20 protein-coding genes and 1 tRNA gene are annotated in these 18,932 nt (G+C 55.6%); 13 read left to right on the top strand and 8 right to left on the bottom strand.

The window, feature by feature from the left end:
- Positions 1–34: 34 nt before the first annotated feature.
- Positions 35–2,188: a Tex family protein gene (locus tag IQ265_RS09775; protein ID WP_194052864.1), complete on the top strand. Its 2,154-nt coding sequence runs from the start codon at positions 35–37 to the stop codon at positions 2,186–2,188.
- A gap of 144 nt (positions 2,189–2,332) precedes the next feature.
- Positions 2,333–2,827 carry a histidine phosphatase family protein gene (locus tag IQ265_RS09780; protein WP_194052866.1) on the top strand — a complete coding sequence of 165 codons (495 nt, stop codon included), beginning with the start codon at positions 2,333–2,335 and terminating at the stop codon, positions 2,825–2,827.
- Here IQ265_RS09780 and IQ265_RS09785 read toward each other — a convergent pair.
- Positions 2,824–3,600 carry a hypothetical protein gene (locus tag IQ265_RS09785; protein WP_194052868.1) on the bottom strand — a complete coding sequence of 259 codons (777 nt, stop codon included), beginning with the start codon at positions 3,598–3,600 and terminating at the stop codon, positions 2,824–2,826. The two genes, IQ265_RS09780 and IQ265_RS09785, sit on opposite strands and share 4 nt — an antisense overlap.
- 255 nt (positions 3,601–3,855) lie before the next feature.
- On the opposite strand from IQ265_RS09785, the gene IQ265_RS09790 reads away from it, so the two are divergent.
- The 5 genes from IQ265_RS09790 to IQ265_RS09810 all read left to right on the top strand — a co-directional run bounded on the left by IQ265_RS09790 (position 3,856) and on the right by IQ265_RS09810 (position 8,243).
- The gene (locus IQ265_RS09790) at positions 3,856–4,722 is read left to right on the top strand and encodes an alpha/beta hydrolase (protein WP_194052870.1); all 867 of its coding nucleotides are present in this window, start codon (positions 3,856–3,858) and stop codon (positions 4,720–4,722) included.
- Positions 4,719–4,988, top strand: a complete 270-nt coding sequence (locus tag IQ265_RS09795; RefSeq protein ID WP_194052872.1) for a DUF3253 domain-containing protein — start codon at positions 4,719–4,721, stop codon at positions 4,986–4,988. The genes IQ265_RS09790 and IQ265_RS09795 overlap by 4 nt, the downstream gene beginning before the upstream one ends.
- Before the next feature lie 348 nt (positions 4,989–5,336).
- Complete coding sequence (hpsO, locus tag IQ265_RS09800) at positions 5,337–6,530, top strand: hormogonium polysaccharide biosynthesis glycosyltransferase HpsO (RefSeq protein ID WP_194052874.1); 1,194 nt, start codon at positions 5,337–5,339, stop codon at positions 6,528–6,530.
- Between the two features lie 81 nt (positions 6,531–6,611).
- A complete protein-coding gene (gene hpsP, locus IQ265_RS09805) occupies positions 6,612–7,826 on the top strand; it encodes a hormogonium polysaccharide biosynthesis glycosyltransferase HpsP (protein ID WP_194052876.1) in 1,215 nt (404 codons plus the stop codon).
- Positions 7,827–8,000: 174 nt separating this feature from the next.
- Positions 8,001–8,243: a DUF6761 family protein gene (locus IQ265_RS09810; protein WP_194052878.1), complete on the top strand. Its 243-nt coding sequence runs from the start codon at positions 8,001–8,003 to the stop codon at positions 8,241–8,243.
- 334 nt (positions 8,244–8,577) lie between these two features.
- Here the strand turns inward: IQ265_RS09810 and psbC are convergent, their stop codons facing one another.
- Both psbC and psbD read right to left on the bottom strand, forming a co-directional pair.
- Complete coding sequence (gene psbC, locus IQ265_RS09815) at positions 8,578–9,960, bottom strand: photosystem II reaction center protein CP43 (RefSeq protein ID WP_194052889.1); 1,383 nt, start codon at positions 9,958–9,960, stop codon at positions 8,578–8,580.
- Positions 9,944–11,002, bottom strand: coding sequence for a photosystem II D2 protein (photosystem q(a) protein) (gene psbD / locus IQ265_RS09820; RefSeq protein ID WP_194052891.1), 1,059 nt, complete (start codon positions 11,000–11,002; stop codon positions 9,944–9,946). The genes psbC and psbD overlap by 17 nt, the downstream gene beginning before the upstream one ends.
- Before the next feature lie 470 nt (positions 11,003–11,472).
- Between psbD and IQ265_RS09825 the strand changes: the two genes are divergently transcribed.
- The 5 genes from IQ265_RS09825 to IQ265_RS09845 all read left to right on the top strand — a co-directional run bounded on the left by IQ265_RS09825 (position 11,473) and on the right by IQ265_RS09845 (position 13,362).
- Positions 11,473–11,748, top strand: coding sequence for a hypothetical protein (locus IQ265_RS09825; protein WP_194052893.1), 276 nt, complete (start codon positions 11,473–11,475; stop codon positions 11,746–11,748).
- Between the two features lie 40 nt (positions 11,749–11,788).
- Positions 11,789–12,457 (top strand): energy-coupling factor ABC transporter ATP-binding protein, encoded by a 669-nt coding sequence (locus tag IQ265_RS09830; RefSeq protein WP_194052895.1) that lies wholly within the window; start codon positions 11,789–11,791, stop codon positions 12,455–12,457.
- Positions 12,458–12,588: 131 nt separating this feature from the next.
- The gene (locus tag IQ265_RS09835; protein ID WP_026072917.1) at positions 12,589–12,816 is read left to right on the top strand and encodes a DNA-directed RNA polymerase subunit omega; all 228 of its coding nucleotides are present in this window, start codon (positions 12,589–12,591) and stop codon (positions 12,814–12,816) included.
- Positions 12,817–12,821: 5 nt separating this feature from the next.
- Positions 12,822–13,208: a DUF1818 family protein gene (locus IQ265_RS09840; protein ID WP_194052897.1), complete on the top strand. Its 387-nt coding sequence runs from the start codon at positions 12,822–12,824 to the stop codon at positions 13,206–13,208.
- An 80-nt stretch (positions 13,209–13,288) separates the two neighbouring features.
- A tRNA-Pro gene (locus tag IQ265_RS09845) sits at positions 13,289–13,362 on the top strand.
- Between the two features lie 412 nt (positions 13,363–13,774).
- Here IQ265_RS09845 and IQ265_RS09850 read toward each other — a convergent pair.
- On the bottom strand, positions 13,775–14,560 hold the full coding sequence (locus IQ265_RS09850; RefSeq protein ID WP_194052899.1) for an RNA polymerase sigma factor SigF: 786 nt from the start codon (positions 14,558–14,560) through the stop codon (positions 13,775–13,777).
- Positions 14,561–14,854: 294 nt separating this feature from the next.
- On the opposite strand from IQ265_RS09850, the gene IQ265_RS09855 reads away from it, so the two are divergent.
- Positions 14,855–15,595: an HAD family phosphatase gene (locus tag IQ265_RS09855; RefSeq protein WP_228037752.1), complete on the top strand. Its 741-nt coding sequence runs from the start codon at positions 14,855–14,857 to the stop codon at positions 15,593–15,595.
- A gap of 741 nt (positions 15,596–16,336) precedes the next feature.
- Here IQ265_RS09855 and IQ265_RS09865 read toward each other — a convergent pair.
- The 4 genes from IQ265_RS09865 to IQ265_RS09880 form a co-directional block, all read right to left on the bottom strand.
- Positions 16,337–16,900, bottom strand: coding sequence for an NUDIX hydrolase (locus IQ265_RS09865; RefSeq protein ID WP_194052901.1), 564 nt, complete (start codon positions 16,898–16,900; stop codon positions 16,337–16,339).
- A gap of 68 nt (positions 16,901–16,968) precedes the next feature.
- Positions 16,969–17,466: a 2-amino-4-hydroxy-6-hydroxymethyldihydropteridine diphosphokinase gene (gene folK / locus IQ265_RS09870; protein ID WP_194052903.1), complete on the bottom strand. Its 498-nt coding sequence runs from the start codon at positions 17,464–17,466 to the stop codon at positions 16,969–16,971.
- Between the two features lie 3 nt (positions 17,467–17,469).
- Positions 17,470–17,790, bottom strand: a complete 321-nt coding sequence (trxA, locus tag IQ265_RS09875; RefSeq protein WP_194052905.1) for a thioredoxin — start codon at positions 17,788–17,790, stop codon at positions 17,470–17,472.
- A gap of 214 nt (positions 17,791–18,004) precedes the next feature.
- On the bottom strand, positions 18,005–18,865 hold the full coding sequence (locus tag IQ265_RS09880) for an alpha/beta fold hydrolase (protein WP_194053097.1): 861 nt from the start codon (positions 18,863–18,865) through the stop codon (positions 18,005–18,007).
- Between the last annotated feature and the right edge of the window lie 67 nt (positions 18,866–18,932).

Raw genomic sequence — 18,932 nt, forward strand, 5'->3', positions numbered from 1 at the left:
TCTTGCAGGAGTACGGAGAATAAAGCAGCCTGTTATGACGACCATTGCCAGCACCATTGCCGCCGAGCTAGAGATTCGCCCCACCCAGGTTGAGGCCACCTTAGAACTCTTTGCTGAAGGAGCCACAGTGCCCTTTGTGGCCCGCTACCGCAAGGAGCGCACGGGGGATCTAGACGAAGTGCAGCTGCGGCAAATCGCTGAACGCCACCAGTATTTAACCGAACTCGAAGACCGCCGCCAGACGGTGCTGAGCGAGATCGAATCCCAGGGCAAACTGACGGAGGCGCTGAAGTCTGCCATTCTGGCCTGCCAGCAAAAGACCGAGCTGGAAGATCTCTACCTGCCCTACCGACCTAAGCGCCGCACCCGCGCCACCATGGCTAAGGAAAAGGGGCTGGAACCCCTGGCTCAGCAGGTCGAAGCGTTGAACCTGACAGGTCGCAAGGCAAGTCTGAAGCAGGAAGCGCAGCCGTTTGTGAACCCTGAAAAAGGTGTCTTATCGGTGGATGATGCTCTCCAGGGGACGGCGGATATTTTGGCGGAGCAGGTGGCAGAACGGGCCGAACTGCGGCGGTACGTGCGCGATCGCCTCCTCAACCACGGCCAGTTCACCGCCAGCATCAAAAAAGACCACCCTGAGGGCACCACTAAGTACGAAATGTACCGGGCCTACCAGGCTCCCGTGCGGGCGATCGCATCCCACAACCTGCTGGCGCTCCTGCGGGGCGATCGCGAAGGTGTTCTCAAGGTGGGGCTGGAGGTCGAGGCCGACCCCATTCTGCAAACCCTCGAGAAGCGGGTAATAAAAACCCCGGTGCCCGAACTTCGCCAGTTCTACCGAGGGGTGGTGCAGGATGCCTACAGCCGCCTGATGAAGCCCTCGCTAACCAGCGAGGTGATGGCGGAGAAAAAAGCCTGGGCCGATGAGGTGTCGATTCAAAACTTTGAGGCAAACCTAAAAAACCTCTTGCTGTCGCCCCCGGCGGGCATGAAGCCCACCCTGGGCGTAGATCCGGGCTTTCGCACCGGCTGCAAGGTGGCGGCGGTAGATGGTACCGGCAAGTTTTTGGAGTACCAGGCGGTGTTTCCGCACCAGTCGGCCCGGCAGCGTCAGCAGGCCGCCGAAACCCTGATCGGGATGATTCGCAAGCACGGCATTGAGCTGATCGCGATCGGCAACGGCACCGCCAGCCGCGAGACCGACGCCTTTGTGGGGGAGGTGCTCAAGACCCTGAGCAATCCGCCGGTCAAGGTGTTTGTAAATGAGTCGGGGGCGTCGATTTACTCCGCTAGCGAGGTGGCAGCGGCTGAGTTCCCCGACCTGGATGTGACGGTGCGGGGGGCGATCAGCATCGCCCGCCGCCTCCAAGACCCCCTGGCAGAGCTGGTAAAAATTGACCCTAAGTCCATCGGCGTCGGCCAGTACCAGCACGATGTTGACCAGAAGCGGCTAAAGCAAAAGCTCGACGACACCATCGAGAGCTGCGTTAACTATGTTGGGGTTGACCTCAATATGGCCTCCCGCGAGCTGTTGACCTACGTGTCGGGGCTGAGCCCAGCGGTAGCAAACAACATCGTCGAATTTCGCAACACCAATGGAGCTTTTCAGTCGCGGCGCGAATTGCTTAAGGTGAAGAAGCTGGGACCAAAGGCGTTTGAGCAGGCGGCGGGGTTCTTGCGCATTCGCAACGGCGCTAACCCGTTGGATAATACAGCGGTGCACCCCGAGAGCTACGGCATTGTCGATGCGATCGCCGCCGACCTCTCCCTGCCCCTCAATCAAATTTCCAAAGCCGTCGATCGCCTTCAGCGCCTCGACATTAAAAAATACACCACTGCCGCCGCAGGCGAACTCACCCTGCGCGATATTCTGCACGAGCTAGAGAAGCCCGGTCGCGACCCCCGCGAGCAGTTCACCTACGCCCGCTTTCAGGAGGGCATCAACGATATTGCCGACCTGAAGCCGGGCATGACCCTGGAGGGCAGCGTTACTAACGTCACCAACTTTGGAGCCTTTGTCGACCTGGGCGTGCACCAGGACGGGCTGGTGCACATCTCGCAAATGGCCGATCGCTTTGTCAGCGACCCCAACGATATCGTCAAGGTAGGCCAGGTGGTGACGGTGCGGGTGCTGGAGGTCGATACCAAGCTCAAGCGCATCAGCCTCTCCATGCGGGCAAAATCCTAATCTTAAAGAAAATTTATCGGTAGCATTGATTCCGTCGTGGCAATCCCCTAAGGTAGGCAAGGAGAATCGCCCCAGGGCAACGCCCGAGCGAGGTCAGCACCCCAACTTAGCGATGCCCAATCCAGCGATAATTCAGCGACAGGCATGACCAAACACCTAATTCTCTTTCGCCACGGCAAGTCAGATTGGCATGCTGGCTCTGGCCGCGATCGCGATCGCCCCGTGGCCACACGGGGCATTACCGCCGCAAAAACGATGGGCAAGCTGCTGGCAGCCGCAGGCAAAGTTCCCGATTTAGCCATCACCTCCGCCGCCGTGCGGGCCCGCACTACCCTAGAACTCGCCGCCGAAGCCGGAGGCTGGGCCTGCCCCCAAGAAGTCACCGACGACCTCTATGAAGCCTCAGTCGAGCAGGTGCTAGAGGTCATTCACCGGGTGCCTGACCACCACGGCTCGCTCATGCTGGTTGGCCACCAGCCCACCTGGTCCGATGCCGTCACCTACTTCATGGGCGGCGGTGCGGTGCACATGCCGACGGCGGTCATGGTCTGCCTGGAGTTTGAGGTGACCTCCTGGGCGCAGGTCGAATACGGTCGCGGCACGCTGCTGTGGCTGCTGCCCCCGCGATTGTTTGTCTAACGCTGTCCTACACCTACGGCGGCCGCGCGAGGCTCAAGGCCATAGGCTTTTAAGTTATCGCCCTCGATCACGACGACTCCCAAGGCTGTCTTGACGTAGATTTTGCCCTCGCGAATCTGGACTACCGATGCCAATGTCGGGCTGGCGGTGGGTTGAGGGGGGGGCGGTGGGGCAGCTGCCGTTGGAACCGGCTCTACCTTTGCCCCTGGGCCTGCCCAAACCTGCGTCTTCTCAGGCTCTTCACCCGAGTCTTTCTCAAGCCATACCACCATGTCGCCGCCCTGGTGAACGGTTTCCCCCCGTAGCGTCTCAATGTAGAGAGTGCCGCTGTTAACAGCAATGTCGCGGACAGGATACCACTGGTTTTGGGTCAGCACAAATAGGTCGAGCTGCAGGTTGCGCTGGCGCAGACGGCCAACGCTCATCCACCACTGCTTCCAAAGCTGGCGGGCCTCGGTGTAGTTGATACGGTAGCCCTGGGGTATGGGGGAGTAGGTGTAGCACAACACCTGGCTATCTAGACCCTGGCCAACGGGCATAAACTGGTGGTCGATTAAAACCTGGTGCAGCACGTCGGTGTATTCGGTGCTGCGGCGCACCTCGATGCGGGGAGGCGTAGTCGCATCGTAGGCGGTGGCGAGCAGCAAACCTTTCCGGCCCAGCAGCTGACGCAGGTTGTTGGCAGGCTGAACTCGAAGAGTGGGGTTTGCTTCGAGAATGGCATCTCCTGAAACAAACCACTGTAGCAGGGTCAAATCGTCAATGGAGGTCATATTAAAACGCCGCTGAGAACGGGACAAGGGATTAGTCCCGTGGTTCACCCAAATCGCGATCGCATAAAACCATTGGCGATCGTTTGCTTATTAATCCCCCCGGGCTGAGGCTGGTAGCCATCACCCCAGGTTTTGTAGGTCAACGAATCAAATTTCAACAGATCTACACGGAAATCACAGCCAGGGTGCAGGGCTAGGCCAGCCAGCCTTAAAAATCTCGGTATAGTTAAGGAGAGATTGAACCCGGTTAGTGCTATGACGGCAACGGTTAGCAAACAGGATGGGTTTTTAGAGACCAACGGTGTGCGCCTGCACTATGTCAGTCGGGGGCAGGGGCCACTGATGCTCTTTCTGCACGGCTTTCCAGAATGTTGGTACTCGTGGCGGCACCAGCTTGACTATTTCGCTGACCACTTCACCTGCGTAGCGCTAGATCTACGGGGCTACAACGACAGCGATAAGCCGGAAGGGCTAGAGGCCTACCGCCTCAGTGTTTTAGTAGAAGATGTGCGAGGTGCCATTGGGGCGCTGGGTTACGAGCGGGCGGTCTTGGTAGGTCATGACTGGGGGGGCGCGATCGCCTGGGCCCTAGCCGATGCTTACCCCGAGCGGCTCAACTCCCTCATCGTCATGAATATTCCCCACCCGGCTAAGTTTGTCGAGGGGCTGCGCACCCCCCAGCAGCTCCTCCGCAGTTGGTATATTGCGGCCTTTCAGCTGCCGCTGCTGCCCGAGCTGCTGCTGCAGGCTGGCGACTACTGGGTGATTGAGCAAGCCCTACGGGGTATGGCCGTTGATAAAGCCACCTTCAGCGATGCCGACCTGCGCATCTACAAAACCGCTGCCGCCAAACCCGGTGCCCTCACCGCTATGGTCAACTACTACCGGGCCTTCGCCTTAAGCGGTGAGTGGCAGCGGTCATGGAGGGTGCTCGACATGCCCACCCTGCTGATCTGGGGCGAGGACGATGTCGCCTTAGGCAAGGAACTCAGCATTGGCACCGAGGCCTACGTGCGCAACTTACAGCTGCGCTACATCCCCGAGTGCAGCCACTGGGTGCAGCAAGAACGCCCGCACCAGGTCAACGCCTTCATGCGTGAATTTCTTGCCCTCGAACCATGAGCGCTACCGCAAATGTCATCCGGGTGACCCTGCTCGATCTGGTTACCCAGCGCGGCCCTGACAAAACTATTTGCCCCTCCGAAGTCGCCCGTGCCCTAAGTTCTGAAGACTGGCGCAGCCTCATGCCAGCCGTACGAGAGGTCGGGCAGGCGCTCGAGGCCGAAGGGCACGTTGTGGTTACCCAAAAGGGACAGGTAGTTGACCCCAGCCAGGCCAAAGGGCCAATTCGCTACCGACAAGCCAGGAAAACAATAGAGCCAGAGTGATGATGGGAGGACCGCCTCAGTAGTCTTTTAAGGGCATAGATATAGTTAACGACCATCTCAACGACGACGAACCCTAGACTGACGGATCTTCCGACCACAGCATGCTAGAGGCCTGGTTTGTGTACCGTCAGGCCAAAATCTGAGCCGATTTTAGATTTTGAATTGGCGATTTCAGATTCACAGCAATGGCCATCGCTTCAGGGGATACAAGTCATGTCCTAACCGTTCTGGCGATGGCTATACAGCTCGCTCAAGGGGTCAACTCTAAAATCTAAAATGCCTTCCTTAGCTCCTCCTCCGCCTCCCCTGGGCAACCTAAAATAGCCCCCCACCGGAGTGCCGCTAGCCATGCGCGTGCTTGTCATCAGCCACACCTATATCGTTGACCTCAACCGCGAGAAGCTGCGCGCCCTGGCCCAGCTTTCCCCCGACATTGAGGTAGTGGTAGGCGTGCCCCGACGCTGGCAACCCGGCGGAGTGCAAAATCGGCTGATCGTCTCAGAGCCGCTTCAGGAGGGCAACTTTCGGGTGCAACCCTTGGGCAACCTGAGCCAGAACAACCAGGGCTTGCTCACCTTTGGCCCCGACCTGGTGCAACTGCTGCGGCAGTTTCGGCCCCAGGTGATTCAAGTGGAGCAGGGGTCGAGGGCGCTGGCCTATGCCCAAACCATTACCCTCAACCGCCTGTTGGGTCTAGGGGCCAAAAACATTTTTTTCACCTGGTGGAATTTGCCTTACCGGCTTAAATTCCCCATTTCTGCCCTCGAAGCCTATAATCTGCGCCACACCCACGGGCTGGTGGTGGGCAACCAGGATGGGGCCGATATTCTGCGCGATCGCGGCTATACCGCCCCTTATCAGGTGATGCCCCAGCTCGGCGTCGATGAAACCCTCTTTCGCCCCCAGCCCCAGCCTGAGCTAGCAGCATCCCTCGATATTCCCAGCAATGCCTTTGTGGTGGGCTACTGTGGTCGCTTTGTTGCTGAAAAAGGGCTGCTTACCCTGGCCGATGCCCTGGCAACGCTGCGCGATCTGCCCCAGCTCTGGGTATGGCTGCTGGTGGGTCGGGGCGAATGGCGCGATCGCATCCAGGCAAAGGCTGATGCAGCGGGTATTGGCGATCGCTTGCGCTGGGTCACCGACATTCCCCACAACCAGGTACCCCACTACATCAACCTCATGCACACCCTGGTACTACCCTCCGAAACCACCGACCAATTCAAAACCCTCACCGCCACCGGCTGGAAAGAACAATTCGGCCACGTTCTAATCGAAGCGATGGCCTGTGCCGTCCCGGTCATCGGCTCCGACTCTGGCGAAATTCCCAACGTCATTGACCAGGCTGGTCTCGTATTCCCCGAAGGCAACGCCCCCGCCCTGGCCAACCACCTGCGCCTGCTGATCGAAAACCCTGCCCGTCGACAGGCGATCGCCGAGGCCGGCTACCACCGTGCCATGAGTTGCTATACCAACCGAGCGCTGGCGAAGCAGCTGCTGGAGTTTTATGCAGAAATCGGTGTGGGTGAGGAGGTGAAGAAGTAAAGAAGTGAAGAAGTAAGGAGTTGCAGCCATTGAACTCCCCTTCACCCGCCCACCCACCCACTCACCCACTCCCCACTCCCCATGCGCGTCCTTCAAATCATCCCCTCCATCTCCCTCATCTACGGCGGCCCTAGCCAGATGGTGCGGGGGTTTGCCCAGGGGTTGGCCGCAGCGGGGGCAGAGGTTACCATTCTCACAACTAATTCCAACGGCGATACAGGACAACCTCCGCTGAATGTCCCCCTGGGGGTGCCGGTGCCGGAAGAAAACTACACGGTGCGCTACTTTGCCTGCTCGCCCTGGCGGCGGTATAAATTTTCGGTGGAGTTGCTGGGGTGGCTTTATCAGCACGGCCGTCAGTACGACCTGGCTCATATTCACGCGCTGTTTTCGCCCCTAAGCACGGCGGCAGCGACGGTGGCCCGATGGCGGGGGCTACCCTACGTGCTGCGGCCCCTCGGCACCCTCGACCCAGCCGATCTGGAGAAAAAGAAGTACCTCAAACAGCTCTACGGACGGGGTTTGGAAGCGCCTAATATTGCCGGGGCAGCGGCGCTGCACTTCACCAGCCCCATTGAGGCAGAAGTGTCCCATCGCTTTGGGGCACGGGCGCAAGACTGGGTGATTCCCCTGGGCGTTCAACCGTCCGAAGCGTTACCTGACAATGAGCGCCAGAGAATTTTGGCGCAGCTAGGGATTTCTCAGCAGCGACCTCTTGTACTCTACCTCTCTCGCCTTGATCCTAAAAAGGGACTCGATCTGCTACTGCCTGCCCTAGAGCAGGTCATGGCCCAGGGCGTCGATTTTCAGCTGGTGCTGGCGGGCGGCAATCCTCAAGACCCAGGTTATGAGGCAGCTGTGGGCGATCGCATCCGCTCCTCTCCCCTGGGCGATCGCACTTCGCTGACTGGCTTTGTCACTGGCCCAACCAAAGCCGCCCTGCTGCAAACCGCTGACCTGTTTGTGCTGCCTTCCTACTACGAGAATTTTGGCATTGCCGTGGCCGAGGCAATGGCTGCTGGCGTTCCTGTCGTGGTGTCGAAGGGGGTTTACATTTGGCCCGACATTGCCGCTAGCGGCAGCGGTTGGGTGTGCGAGCTGAGCATAGAAAGTCTGAGGCAGGCTCTAGCGGAGGCTTTAGAAAATTCAGCCCAGCGGCAGCTGCGAGGGCAGCAGGCCCAGATATATGCTCAAAATAGTTACGAATGGGGCGCGATCGCTCAAAAAACCCTGGCCGCTTACACGACTGTGCTACCTCAGCCACCAGCCAGTACTCAATACCTATCCTCTAGGTAGCCCGTGTTGGGATAGTGTCACAATCCGCACTTCCTGCCCATCAGGAAACAGTGTATAAAGATACGTATAAAGGTACGTTAAGGAACCAATTAATTTTTTCACCCTTTAGTGGAAAATTGAGATACAGAGCGAGATCTACCCCCTAGCCAACGACGAGTTATAGGTCAACCTCCCATGCTTCAGGATGCCAAAGCTGTTCGGTACTATCAACGGATTACCGATGCCTTCGTCGACCAGTGGAACCGTGGCTATCGCACCAGCGAACTGCGCCTTTATCTCGAGGGCTACCTAGCCGCCCTGCGCCACTCCGATGCCCTCGAACCCTACTGGGTGCATCGCCTCGAAGAAGACACCATTCGTTATCTCAACGACCCGTCGAATTTTGCTATCCCCCTGCCCGAGCCCGAAATCTATTAAATCAATCAGACGTGAATAGTCTGATTTGACAGGGAAGTTTAGTAGAAAAAAGTTACCGGGCAAAACTAGACCTTGCAGCCCCGCGACAGTCCTCGTCTTTGAGCGTTGTGTCCAAGCCGGCAGGGTGGTAACTAGTGCAAAATCTGCAACAAACTTTTTAATGTGCTCCTTTTTGGGGTTACTAAAGAATTCGCTTTCATAAACGGTAAGGCTGTCCCCCTTAAGCACTAGGGCTTGCTATAGCCACAGGCCCAACGCTTTAAACCAACAAAAAAAGCTCCTGCCCTTGGGCAGGAGCTTTTTAGTGATTAACCTACTTGGGACAGTCTCAACCTTAGTCGAGGTCGCCCATAGCGAGCACGGGTTCAGCTTCGCGATCGATACCCTTCTCGAAGCCTGCCTCAGCCGCGCGAGCGCGACCAGCGTGCCAGAGGTGGCCAATCAGGAAGAAGAAGCCAAGCACAAAGTGAGAGGTCGACAACCACTGACGGGGGTTTACAAAGTTCACGGAGTTGATCTCTGTGATCACACCACCCACCGAGTTGATGGAGGCGTTGGGCGCGTGAGTCATGTACTCGGCCGCGCGACGCACCTGCCAATCTTGGATGTCGTTGGTGAGCTTATCTAGGTCGAGGCCGTTGGGGCCGCGCAGGGGCTCCAGCCAAGGGCCTTGGAAGTCCCAGAAGCGCATGGTTTCACCACCAAAGATGATTTCACCGGTGGGAGAGCGCATCAGGTACTTACCCAGACCAGTGGGGCCTTGGGCCGCACCGATGTTGGCACCCAGGCGCATGTCGCGCACCAGGAAGGTCATTGCCTGAGCCTGAGACGACTCGGCGTTGGTGGGGCCGTAGAACTCAGACGGATAGGCGGTGTTGTTGAACCACACGTAGCAGGAAGCGATAAAGCCCATCAGGGAAAGAGCGCCCAGGCTGTACGACAGGTAAGCTTCACCCGACCAAATCAGAGCGCGGCGCGCCCAGCCAAACGGCTTGGTCAAAATGTGGAAGATGCCACCAGCGATACAGATCAGGCCAACCCAGATGTGGCCACCGATGATGTCTTCCATGTTGTTGACGCCGACAATCCAGCCGTCGCCACCAAAGGGAGAACCCACCAGGTAACCAAAGATAACGGCAGGGTTCAGCGTCGGGTTGGTGATGATGCGGACATCGCCACCGCCCGGAGCCCAGGTATCGTAAACGCCACCAAAGACACAGGCTTTCAGCACCAGCAGCAGAGCACCACAACCCAGCAGGATCAGGTGGTAACCGATGATGTTGGTCATCTGGTTCTTGTCTTTCCAGTCGTAGCCGAAGAAGGAGGAATACTCCTCCAGCACTTCGGGACCGCGCAGGGCGTGGTAAATGCCGCCCAGACCCAGCACCGCCGAGGAAATCAGGTGCAGTACACCGACAACAAAGTAGGGGAAGGTGTTGATAACTTCACCACCAGGCCCTACGCCCCAGCCCAGAGTGGCCAGGTGAGGTAGCAAAATAAAGCCCTGCTCATACAGAGGCTTGTCGGGAACGAAGTGGGCTACTTCAAACAGGGTCATAGCCCCGGCCCAGAACACAATCAGACCAGCGTGGGCCACGTGGGCACCCAGCAGCTTGCCGGATAGGTTGATCAATCGAGCGTTACCAGACCACCAGGCGAACCCGGTAGATTCTTGGTCGCGCCCAGCAATATACGAGTTGCTAGAGAGCGTTACCACGGGGGAGTACCTCTTCGGGGAATACAAACTTCTCATGGGGCTGGTCGGTCGGTGCCATCCAGGCCCGGATGCCTTCGTTCAACAAGATGTTCTTGGTGTAGAAGGTCTCAAACTCGGGGTCTTCCGCTGCCCGAATCTCCTGCGACACGAAGTCGTASGCCCGCAGGTTYAGACCYAGACCYACYACGCCTACCGCACTCATCCACAGACCCGTCACCGGCACAAACAGCATGAAAAAGTGCAGCCAGCGCTTGTTGGAAAAGGCAATACCAAAGATCTGGGACCAGAATCGGTTCGCCGTCACCATCGAGTAGGTCTCTTCAGCCTGGGTCGGCTCGAAGGCGCGGAAGGTGTTGGCGTTCTCACCGTCTTTGAACAGCGTGTTCTCTACGGTGGCACCGTGAATCGCGCACAGCAGCGCTCCACCCAAGACACCCGCTACTCCCATCATGTGGAAGGGGTTGAGCGTCCAGTTGTGGAAACCCTGGAAAAACAGCAGAAAACGGAAAATCGCCGCTACCCCAAAGCTGGGAGCAAAAAACCAGCTGCTCTGACCCAGCGGGTACATCAGAAACACGCTGACAAATACCGCAATCGGAGCCGAAAAGGCGATGGCGTTGTAAGGCCGTAACCCGACCAGACGGGCCACTTCAAACTGCCGCAGCATGAAGCCAATCAGTCCGAAAGCACCGTGCAGCGCCACAAACGCCCACAGCCCACCCAACTGGCACCAGCGCACAAAGTCGCCCTGGGCTTCRGGACCCCACAGCAGCAGCAGCGAGTGACCCAGACTGTTGGCCGGGGTCGATACGGCAACGGTCAAAAAGTTGGCTCCCTCTAGGTACGACGACGCTAGGCCGTGGGTGTACCAGGAGGTCACAAACGTGGTGCCGGTCAGCCAGCCCCCTACCGCCAAAAAGGCGCAGGGAAACAAGAGTAGGCCTGACCAGCCGATAAACACAAAGCGATCGCGCTTTAGCCAGTCGTCAAGGACGTCGAACCATCCTCGCTCGGCTTGCGCGCGTCCCATTGCTATGGTCATACGCGAATCTCCATAACTATCTAACAACAAGGTATATACACGGAAGATAATGGCGCTTACTCAAACCCAAGGACTAAAGGCATAGAGTTGACCAAAGGTCAATCTGGCTAGCCAGCCCTGGATTATGAGTAGTGTTTACTATTCTTTACCGTAGCTATCATTATAGGGGGTATTTTTAGAAGAGCTTGGCTAGAAACTCAAATCATCTTTAGGTTTCAGCGGTCTTGGTAAGCATATTTGCTCACGTCGATGGGATGAATTTTGATTACCTATAAGCCAAGGCTTTGCTCTGGTATAGCTAGGCCAAGGCGTTCAGAAGGTGCCAAGATCTTTGCTGAAAGGCTCGATAGATAGCAGAATGGGACTGTGAACATAGATGGTGACCCTTTACACTTATATACTTATATATAGAAAGGCAAGCTTCGGGAAAGCTGTCTGATTCCTTAAAATTTACTGAGTACTATTTGACTATGTTTACGATTGAGTTGACGTTGAAGAATACAGCTATGCCTCTCTCTGTGCAGAAGAAAGAGCAGGGTGAGGCAGAGGCACTCTATAACTCACTGACAGAAGGTTTACGTAGCGGTAGCGCACAGTTGATTGAGATTACCTGTGATCAGCAGCCTCATAAGCGCATTAGTGTTTTGGGTAGCGAAATAGCAGCTGTTCAAATTTTCGAGAAGAGCGGTACAGCTACCGCATCAGGACGCCCCCCTGGCTTCTTCACACTCAGTAGCGAGCAGTAACGGCTACTGCGGGGAACCCATACCATTACCTGACGATGTTGTGACGGTCAAAGACACTAAGGCTATTAGAGTAAGCAACCTGCAATTTCAGTGGCCGTCTGGGCAGGTTGTGCTGAAGGGCTGTTCGCTGGCGGTTCAGCCCGGCGAGTTTTGTATGCTGCTAGGTAATAACGGCAGTGGTAAGTCAACATTGCTCAAAATCTTGGGGGGGTTGCTTCACCCTCAAGCTGGGGAATGGACGATTGAAAAGCCTGTGGGATTTGTGTTTCAGAACCCTGACCACCAGCTGGTGATGCCTACAGTGGGAGCTGATGTAGCGTTTGGGCTAGTTGATGAGCATCTTTCTCTAGCGGAGATTCGCAACCGAGTAGATGATGCCCTGGCGGCGATTAACTTACTGGAGCTAAAGCGGCGGCCCATCTATGCCCTTAGCGGTGGGCAAAAGCAGCGGGTGGCGATCGCAGGTGCGATCGCCCGCCACTGTCGTGTACTACTGCTCGATGAACCCACGGCCCTGCTCGATCCTGATAGTCAAATCGACCTGGTTAAGCGAGTTCGAGATTTAGTCAAAGAGCGTGGACTAACCGCCCTATGGGTAACCCATAGGCTAGTAGAGCTAGATTACTGCGATCGCGCCTTTTTACTGGAGGCAGGGCATGTACTCGACGAAGGCAATCCTAACCGGCTCAAGCATCGCTTGCAGAACTAGCTGAGGGTTCTTGTTAATTTGAGGATTACAGCTATCACAGACTGAACCAAATGCCTCTCGCTGGCTCTGCGTCGAAGTGCCATCTAAAATTATTGGTAGTATGGAGGCTTAAGTAACTTATTCAGGTTGTTATGGTTAAGCGCTCTCCCTTTGACAGCACCCAAGTTATGCGACGCACCGAAGACTTGATTCGGGCTGCTTCGAACCGCTATCGCATTACGGTGCAGGTGGCCAACCGTGCCCAGCGACGGCGCTTTGAGGACTTTGAGAACTACGAAGACCCCAAGATGAAACCGGTGCTGCGGGCCATCATCGAAATGTCTGACGAGCTGACCCAACCTGAGATCATCGGCGAATAGGCTCGATGGATTGCCCAGTTTTAGTAGATCAGCGATTTACTAAGGAAGGTAACGGGTGGCGGCTCGGTTGGGACGCCACGGCTCCTTGCTACAAAGGTCTGCTAGGGGGTAAAGCCTGGGCAATCGAGTTAACAGAGGCAGAGTTCCATACCTTTCGCCGATTGGTTCTGGAGATTAGCCAGACCATGGGGGCGATCGCCGCTGAGCTCATGGAAGCTGAGCGCGTTACCTGCGAAGCGGAGGCCGACGATCTTTGGCTAGAGGCAGAGGGGTTTCCTGATGCCTATAGTCTTAGGTTTGTGTTGGCAGCAGGCCGTCGCTGTGAAGGTGAGTGGGACGCTGTCGCTGCTCAGCATATTGTTCAGGCTATCCACTATCTAGCATTGTTTTAGCAACTCGAAAAATCAATTTTTGAGTTTTGAGAGAGTTGTCCTCTCTCTGTGTTAATCTAGTTAAGCACAAGTGAAAGAGTCGGGGCGTAGCGCAGCTTGGTAGCGCACCACTTTGGGGTAGTGGGGGTCGTGGGTTCAAATCCCGCCGCTCCGATATAGAAAAGCCTTGCCAATTGGCAAGGCTTTTTTCGTTTGTGGTTCATGCCCACAAGTTTAGAACGCTGTAGCCGTCATCACGGTAGTTGGGGGACCTTTCTAGGTAGCTATAGATAATGGCTGTTTGTCAGTTCACCGTCCTAGTCTGGGGCGTAGGTAGTCAGTACTGTCCTAGATGAACTGTTAAGCCCTATATTTACAGCACCCGTCATACGGATTAGGACGTTTTGGCTCAGCATCTTCCAGTGGAAATCTAGCCATCTATCCAACATCCACAACACCGACCCAGCCCCAGCTCTGACTAGCTATCAGCACCATGTTAGGGAGTATTTATCACCCCCTCAAACAGGTCGCTGCAGGAAGTCTAGACGGACTTCCTGCAGCGATCGCTCTCATAAGCCAGATAAGCCTTAAGGGTCGGTGCGCAGTTCTTGGGGTTGCAGGAATGCAATCATCTCATCTACCCCACGCTGAATGCGGCGGGTCACAGTCATCGGGCTGACCCCGATTTTCTCAGCCACTTCTTTGCGAGACAATCCCTTAAAGAAGACAAACTCAATAGCGGTACGAGTTTTGGCCTCAAGCTGATTTAGCGCACGCTGAACCTGCTGGCGATCTTCCTCTAGCGCCTGCATAAGTTGATAGTGCGTGTCGGGGAGAGTTTCGCCGAGGGTAATATTGGAGTCAACCTGTTGGCAAACTGTGGCATCGAGACTGAGGGGCAAACGGTTTTTGTGTGCCATCTTAACTTCCCGCCATTCTTTGACCGATACGTCTAGGGCATCAGCCATTTCGTGGTCGCTGGGACTGCGGCCCAGGCTACGCATCAGTTCCATCTGAAGTTTCTGAGACTCTTTTTGGAGATCTTGCCAGCGACGGGGAATCTTAACAGTAGTGCCGCGATCGCGCAGGAAATGCAGCATCTCACCACGAATGTAGGGAACGGCAAAGGAGCTAAAGGCACAGCCTTGACCAGGGTTGAACCGCTCAATGGCTCGGATCAAACCGATATAGCCAATCTGCTCCAAATCTTCGTAGGGTTCAGAACACTGGTGGCTTACTCGATGAGCAATTTTACGAACGAGACCGGCATTAAGTTGTACTAGCCTGTTGCGTAACTGCACAGAGGGAGACTGCTTGTACTGCATCAGCAGTTCCATGCCACGGGAGCGGATTGTCGAAGTTTGGGTAGCCATATCTGCGGATGTCCTTACGAGAGCGGGTTCGCTGAGAACTGTGTCTATTCTCGACAGTGACACCGACATCCACCATCGTTGATCTACGGTACTCCGGTAGAGGTCAATCGCAAACGTCCGTAGTTTTACGGGGTAGCGGTAAGGTTAGCCAAGCGAGTCTTAGCCATCCCAAGCCAGTGGCTACCCTCCAGCGTTGCGCTGACAAGTTCCCTCAGCTATCCTCTAAAAGCCCGGCCCGAGCGGCTGACGCGGTGTTCTAGAGTTGCTAAAACCGGGCTAAGCTAACAGACGTGAATGTATGTTGCATCTCTTAATATTTCTCTGGCTGGGTTAATGGTTTTAAAGGCAGTTTTATTAGACTTTAATGGCCTCATCATCAACGACGAGGCCATTCATGATCGGCTGATTGAGGAATTGCTCCTAGAGGAAAACCTCCGACCCCACCCCCAGGACCTGGAGGAGTGCTGTCTAGGCCGGTCTGATGCGGCCTGTCTCAGTGATTTGCTGGCTCGCCAGGGGCGCGTTGTATCAGACGCTTATCTAGAAAAATTGCTTAACCGAAAAGCTACTCGCTACCTAGAGGTGCTGGCTGACCTAAATCCGCTACCCTTGTACCCTGGTCTTGACGACTTGATTTACCAAATCCGGGCAGCACAGCTCAAGCTAGCTATTGTGTCGGGAGCACGCCGTAGCGAAATTGAAACCGTTTTGTCTATGGTGCATTGGGGCGAGCACGTAGGGCTAATTGTTTCAGCGGACGACCTTGCAACTGGAGTTAGCAAGCCTGCCCCAGATGGTTATCTGTTGGCGATCGAGCGCCTCAATCAGCAGTTCGGTGACCTGGCCCTGTGCCCTGCCGATTGCCTAGCCATTGAAGATTCTTTTGCTGGCATTGAGGCTGCTAAGCGTGCCGGTGTGCCCGTACTAGGAGTCGCTCACACCTACCCCTACCAAATGATTCACCGCCGCGCCACCTGGGTTATCGACCACCTCTACGAACTCAGTTTAGATTGGCTAAATCCTTACTACAACTGACCAGTCATAAACCCAGTCAGCCACACAAAAGGCTGTAGCAGGAAACATATTTTGCTCAGGGAGAGCATAATGCAGAAAACTGCCGTATGGCGAAAAATGCCTACTGAGATGATGTTTATAGAACTAAACCATTACTAAGCGTTCAGTCTGTTTCGCTGGGCTCTTGTATAGCCATCGTCAAAACGGTTAGGACATGACTTGTACCCTCTGAATCGATGGCTATACGCCGTAGCGCTGTCCCAGTTTTTGCCATTGGCAGAGGCCGACGTTCTAAGCGCGATGGCCATCGTTATAAAACTATGCTCAATTCTTCAACCACCCCCGACCAGATCGTACAGCAGCTTAACTGACGCTATGCTACGAAGTAACTTAGTCCAAATCGAGTAATTCCTGACGATGTTTGGAGCGTTTTAGAACAAAGCCTCATCTTGTCTCCTTCCTCATTTGGGTTACAGCTACGAAAGTTTTTTGTGGTGTGGCAATCAAAAAGGATATTGGCACCAGTGAGGTGGACCAATTTGTAGAGCGCATGGCTACAGTGCGCGATGGTTCAACAAACGGCTACAGCTTCCTGCCCATAGATACTCGGCAGTAGTGCTGTGTGCAGCAGGTTAGCGCGCCGCTAAAAACAAGTACGCCAACCTGCTAACGGTGCGCTACTCTACCGAAACCGTGGTCAGCTATTACGATTAGGACTTGCTGTTTAAATTCCTTACTGTCTAGAGGCACCAATCTAACGCTCTAAAGTGCCGCCAGTTTTTCAAGGTAAGGTTTGACTAGGTAGAAGCTGGCGATTGATTTGGCGTCCACCGCTTCTCCAGCTAAAATGGCTTTTTCTAGCTGAACTGGGGTAAATAGGACAACTTCTATATCTTCGTCAGCATCGGCCTCAGGCGGTGACTCAATGGGTTCTAGATCGGTGGCTAGAAAGGCATAAATAATTTCGTCAGAATAGCCAGGAGCCAAGGGAAAGTTGCCGATTGGCAGCCAGGTTTGAGCGGTGTAACCAATTTCCTCCTGAATTTCTCGGCGGATCGTATCAACGGGAGCCTCATCGGGTTCAATAGTGCCTGCGGGAAACTCCAGCAACCGGCCTAGCAGGGCAAAGCGGTACTGGCGCACCATAATCAATTCACCTGCGGCGGTAACAGGCACGGCCAAGGCACCACCAGGATGGCGAATGCATTCCCAGTCACCCTCGGCTCGATTGGGCAATCGCAGTCGACTGACCTCAAAATTAAATTTACGGCCCTCGTAGAACAGGCGCTGCTTCAGCAGTTGGGGAGGCTCTTGACCAAGCGGCATAGGTAAAGGCTCAAAAAGGGCACAAATGGTCACACCATTGTAGTCATCTTGGGCCGTCTAATTGAGGGCTAATGGGGCATAGCGCCAAGGCATGTGACTCCAGAAGGGTCAAGCGCCCTACAGAGGTGCTTGACCGTTTGACCGCTGACGGGATCGCACCAATCGGGCGCTATTTCAGCCAGAGGAACGAGCACAAAGGCGCGTTCTCGCAGTCTGGGGTGGGGAATGTGCAAGTTTGGCTCCGTAAGACACACCTGGCCATAGAAGATGATGTCGAGATCGAGGGTGCGGGGTCCCCATCGCTGGCGACGCACGCGGCCAAAGTTCTGCTCGATTTGCAGCAGCCGACTGAGTAATTGCTGGGGCGACAGGGTGGTATTGAGTAGGGCGCAGGCGTTTAGAATATCGGGCTGTGCTGGGCCAATGGCGACGGTTCGGTAAACGCTAGACTGAGCCACCAATTCTGTGGTGGGCGGGTCGTGGAGGGCAACTAGGGCTGCGCGGAGAGTTTGCCAAGAGTCACCTAGGTTGCTGCCCAGGGCGATCGCGCAGGGTACCACGGTCATGCCCTAACCCAAGTGACTGCGAAGACGTGCCACAAGTTGGGGGGCAGGCAGCACGCCTTCAATGCGATCGACGGGCTGTCCGGCCTTAAACAGAACTAGTGTGGGCAGGGCTGCTATTTGGTGCTGGGAGGCAATTTGGGGGTATTTGTCGGTGTCAATCTTAACGATTTTGAGCTGGCCTTTGAGTTCGCTGTTGACCTGATTGAGAATGCCCGCCATCATCTGACAGGGGCCGCACCAGGTAGCATAAAAATCAACCAAGACAGGGGTTTTAGCCTCGGCCAGAAGCTCTGAGAAACTTTGAAACTGCTGCTTGACGGCCATCACATCCTCCTTGAGTACAGGCTTGTTGCTTAAGCCACAGTGCGACCTATTTCTTCAGCATAAACTGTAAGTCTAGACTTCGAGACCAGGTACAGCTTAGGAGTCGAAGTTTTGCCGCTGGAAAAACTCCACTCTAAACTTTTGGTTTATTTTATAGGTTGTGATTGGGCTGATGGTGTTGCCTGTAAATCTTTAATCAGTTTAGGCGGTCCGTTCAAGGTACCATCTGACGCAGAAAGCTATCGAGGGCAGCGGCTACTTTTTCGGCCCAGTCTTCCTGGGCGTAGTGCCCTACTTCATTTAGGGTTTGCAGTTCGCCGTTGGGGAGGGCTTGCACTGCGGCTTCGGCCAAGCTGACCGGTAGCCAGGGGTCACTTAGCCCCCACAGGGCCAGCGTAGGATGATCCCACTGGGATAGACTAGCCGCGATCGCGGCGCTAACGCTGTCTACAGCCATGCGGCGGACTGTTGTCATCAACGCCCGGCCCACGTCTGAACTTTTTAAAAAAGGCCGTCGATAGACATCTAAATCGGCATCATCTATCTGGTAGGGGCCGCCGCCCTCCAGGGTGCGATCGACCAGTAGCGGGTCTTGGGTGATCATGTCTCCGGCCAGAGGCAACCCCATCTGGCGAATCTTCCAGGGCAGCTTGGCTCCGGGGCCAATGGGAGCATTGATCATGACTAGGCGATCGACCCGGTCGGGATGTTGCAGAGCGTATTGAATACCGGCCGAGCCTAGAAAACCCTGGGCGACCAAATGCACCTGAGGCAGATTGAGGGCATCGAGCAAAGCACCTAAGGCATCGATAAAGGCCTCAGGGGTGTAGGCAAAGTCTCGGCGATCGGGCTTGTCTGAGCGGCCGTGGCCAATCCAGTCGGGAGCAATGGTGTGAAACCCCTGCTGAGCCAGAACGGGCATGACCTGCCGCCAGCTATAGCTCTGAGACACCAGACCATGGAGCAAGATTACCGGCAGTCGGGATGAGGTACCAATGGGCTCATGCTCAAGGTAGAACCAGGTCAAGCCGTTGACCGATATGGTGCGCTCTGCGATCGCGTTACCCTGACCCATAGCTTTATCCCTCACTCGGCCCATCGAGCTTACCGCTCCACCGAAGCGGAAGGCAAGGCCAATCAGC

It is taken from the genome of Nodosilinea sp. LEGE 06152 (assembly GCF_015207525.1).
Taxonomy (GTDB): Bacteria; Cyanobacteriota; Cyanobacteriia; order Phormidesmidales; family Phormidesmidaceae; genus Nodosilinea.